The sequence below is a fragment of the Streptomyces panaciradicis genome (assembly GCF_023516615.1).
Taxonomy (GTDB): Bacteria; Actinomycetota; Actinomycetes; order Streptomycetales; family Streptomycetaceae; genus Streptomyces; species Streptomyces panaciradicis.
In genome coordinates this window covers 1-3,019 of the sequence record NZ_JAMGBF010000293.1, presented here as the reverse complement: position 1 = coordinate 3,019, position 3,019 = coordinate 1, and the positions used below count along the sequence as shown (strand labels likewise).

Here is a 3,019-nt window from a genome sequence, read left to right as displayed (position 1 = left end):
GACCCGGACGCGCCGGACGCGCCGGACGAACCCGAGCCGCCGGAGCCGCCGGACGCGCCGCTCGGACCGGGGCTGCCCTGGCCGCCGGACCCGCCGCTGCCACCCAGCGACCGCGCCCCGGTGGCCAGGCCGCCGCCCACCGACTGCATCGCGCCGGAGTACGCGGACGCCCCGCCGAGCGCGGCGGTCGCGGGCACCACCAGCTTCAGCAGCGCGGGCAGCGCCACCGCGGACAGCAGCATCACGCCGATACCGGCGATGCGTTCGTTGACCGCGTTGCCGCCCTGCCCGCCGGCCTGGCTGGAGACGATCATCTGCGAACCGGCGTACAGCACGAGCCCGGCCGCGGGCTTGTACAGCAGCCACGCGATCATCCAGCCGATGTGCTTGCGCCACCAGCCGCCGCCCCAGTCGGTCATGGACGCCGCCGCGGCCAGCGGAAGCGTGCCGAGCAGCAGGATCATGACGCCGAGCCGGATGTACATCAGGATCGTCTGGATGATCCCGGCGATCAGCAGCAGGAACGCCAGGATCAGGAGCAGGAACGCCTCGATCCCGGAGCCGTCGGAGCAGGCGCCGACCTTCGTCAGCACGTCCTGGGCGCCCGTGTTGAACAGGTGCGTGGAGTAGTCGTCCGCGACGGCGGCCGCGGCCGTGACGATCGTGGTGGCGCCGCCGGAGACCGCGATCACCCGCAGCATGCCCTTCAGGGCGGTCGTCCCCGCCGTGCCGCGCCGCTCGATGGCCATGCGCGCGGACGCGAAGAGCAGCGAGCCGACGGCGAGATAGACCACGAGCCACTGCGTCTGGCCGTTGACGTCCTTCGCCGTGGTCGTGCCCGTCAGCGTGGGTACCCCGGTGGTCAGGGCCCCGAACACCGCGATCGCGCCCGCGAGGATCGTCTTCGCGATCAGCTCGACGATGGTCCCGATCGGGTCGCCGAGGAAGTCGAAGAAGCCCTTCGCCAGGTCGAAGACCGGATTTCCGGTCGAACCGCAGTTCATCTCACGCTCCCCACAGGACGTAGCCGGAGGGGCTGCCCTGAACCGTCGTCACCGATGTGTGCAGGGACCCGTCGCCGTACGGCATGACCTTCCAGTCGCCGCCGGTCCAGCGCAGCGCGACGGTGGTCGTGGCGTAGCCCTGCCCGGTTCTGATCAGCAGGCTGACGTTCGCCGCCTCGCGCGTGTACGACGTCACCGAGAAGCCGGCGTACGAGCCCACCGAGGTGCCGTCGGTCTGGGCGGCGCTGTCGATGTCCTGGACGGTCGCGCGCTGGAACTCGAACAGGTCGCGCCCACGCCCCGCCACCACCTGCTGCCGGCTGACCGTCTTCCAGCCGGACCCGCTCATCTGGGAGGGGATGACGGTGGCGGCCAGCGCGGCACCGACGGGCGTGTGCGCGTAGCACCAGCGCATCGGCCCGGTCGTCCGGGTGGGCCCCGCCGAGGCGGAGACGGGCACCCGGGCGATCCCGAGGGTCTGCCAACTGACGTCCTTCGGAGCCGACTTGGGCAGCGCGTCGCCCGCGCTGTCGTCGGTGGTGCACCCCTGGGGCCGGCCGTCCTTCAGCACGGCGCCGTGGGACAGCGGACCCTCGGCCGCGGCCGCTTTCGAGCCGTCGCCGTCGGACGTCAGCGCGACGAACACGCCGAGCAGCACCACCACGGCGAGGAACCCCGCCGACACCTGCCAGTTGCGCTGCCTCCAGTACGGCCCGGACGGCTCGACCCGTCGCTGCCTGCGCATGAGCATCTCGACCGTCCGCCCGCTCAGTTGAAGACGAAGCCGACCAGCGGCCCGGCGGTGGAGACCAGCACGCAGCCGCCGAGGACCATGCCGAGGCGGCTCATGTGCTCCGAGCTCTCGCCCCGCTTGAGGGAGACGGCCATCATCGCGCCGGTGACCAGCACGCCCAGCACACCGGCCGCGGTGCCCGCCCAGGCGACGAATCCGAGGACCTTGTCGACCTTGGTGGACAGCTCGCCGGGGGCGTTGCTCACCGGCTGGGGCACGCCGGCGGCGAGGTAGTTGGAGGCTTCGATGAGCAGTGAGGACATGGGAGATCTCCGTGGAGTCGGCGCCCCGCGCGAGCGGCGGGCGAGAAATGACTGGGGGTAGGAAAGATGTGCGGCGGGCCTACGGCCCGAGGAGGGAGAGGTCGCCGAGGAAGGCGACGAGCGGACCGGCCGTCGCGGCGACCAGACAGGCCAGGGCGACGAAGAAGACACCGCGGAAGTGCGCGCCGCCCTCGCCCGGTTCGCCCCGGTTGAGCTGGATCGCCATGTTGATGCCGACCACCATCAGGCCGAAGACACCGGCGGCCGTGACGCACCAGGCGAGGGTGTTGATGATCGTCTGCGCGCCCCCGGGCGGGGTGTAGGTGTCGGCCAGGAGGCGGGCGACGGGCAGGGCACGGGTCATGACGCGGCCCCCTCGGCGTACAGCTCGCTTCCCACCAGCTCGGCGAGCCGGTCGAACTGCCGGGGCAGCACCTTCGGGCTGCCGCCGGTGCGCCACGCCGGTATCCACGGCACCCGCTGCACCCGGGCGGCGGAGCGCAGCACCCGGACCCGGCGCAGCAGGCCGAGCGGCAGCCGGCCGGGGGCGTCGGCGACGAGGACCACGGCGAGCAGCTCCAGCCCCTGCGGGGCGCGGCCGTCGTGCAGCGAGCCCAGCGCCTGGGACACCGACTTCAGTCCGCGGGCGCTGGTCCGCCCGACCAGGACGACCCGTCGCGGCTCGCCGCGGGCCGGATCGGGCCAGCGCGCCCCGACGTCCACGCCGCCGAGCACCTCGACCAGCGAGGTCACCCCGGCGCCGCCGTGGGCCTTGACCCAGCCGACCTCGTTGCGCGACCGGCCCCGGGCCGTCCGCGGCCGCCGGGGCTCACCCCAGGCCGGTTCGGCGGCCGAGGCGGCCGAGAGACGCTTGGTGCGGGGCTGGACGGCGGGCCGGGCGCCGCCCTGACCGCCGGTGCGGCTCGGGGCGTGGGGGGCGGCAGCCGTCTGTACGGCGG

The 3,019-nt window shown here is 73.6% G+C and carries 5 protein-coding genes; all 5 read right to left on the bottom strand.

Annotation, left to right across the window (positions count from 1 at the left end; genetic code table 11):
• Positions 1–1,004, bottom strand: a 1,004-nt coding sequence (locus M8J74_RS43895) for a hypothetical protein (protein ID WP_249841736.1), incomplete at its 3' end; no start/stop codon positions are given.
• 1 nt (position 1,005) lies between these two features.
• Positions 1,006–1,749 (bottom strand): DUF8175 domain-containg protein, encoded by a 744-nt coding sequence (locus M8J74_RS43890; RefSeq protein ID WP_249841735.1) that lies wholly within the window; start codon positions 1,747–1,749, stop codon positions 1,006–1,008.
• 23 nt (positions 1,750–1,772) lie between these two features.
• Entirely contained in the window at positions 1,773–2,060 is a 288-nt protein-coding gene (locus M8J74_RS43885; RefSeq protein WP_058925640.1) for a hypothetical protein, read from the bottom strand.
• A gap of 79 nt (positions 2,061–2,139) precedes the next feature.
• Positions 2,140–2,424, bottom strand: a complete 285-nt coding sequence (locus tag M8J74_RS43880) for a hypothetical protein (protein ID WP_249841734.1) — start codon at positions 2,422–2,424, stop codon at positions 2,140–2,142.
• Positions 2,421–3,019, bottom strand: a 599-nt coding sequence (locus M8J74_RS43875; RefSeq protein WP_249841733.1) for a hypothetical protein, incomplete at its 5' end; no start/stop codon positions are given. The genes M8J74_RS43875 and M8J74_RS43880, both read right to left, overlap by 4 nt.

Bases quoted from the DNA above. Each gene is read 5' to 3' on its own strand.
- M8J74_RS43890 (WP_249841735.1), bottom strand. From the start codon at position 1,749: ATGCGCAGGCAGCGACGGGTCGAGCCGTCCGGGCCGTACTGGAGGCAG.
- M8J74_RS43880 (WP_249841734.1), bottom strand. From the start codon at position 2,424: ATGACCCGTGCCCTGCCCGTCGCCCGCCTCCTGGCCGACACCTACACC.
- M8J74_RS43885 (WP_058925640.1), bottom strand. From the start codon at position 2,060: ATGTCCTCACTGCTCATCGAAGCCTCCAACTACCTCGCCGCCGGCGTG.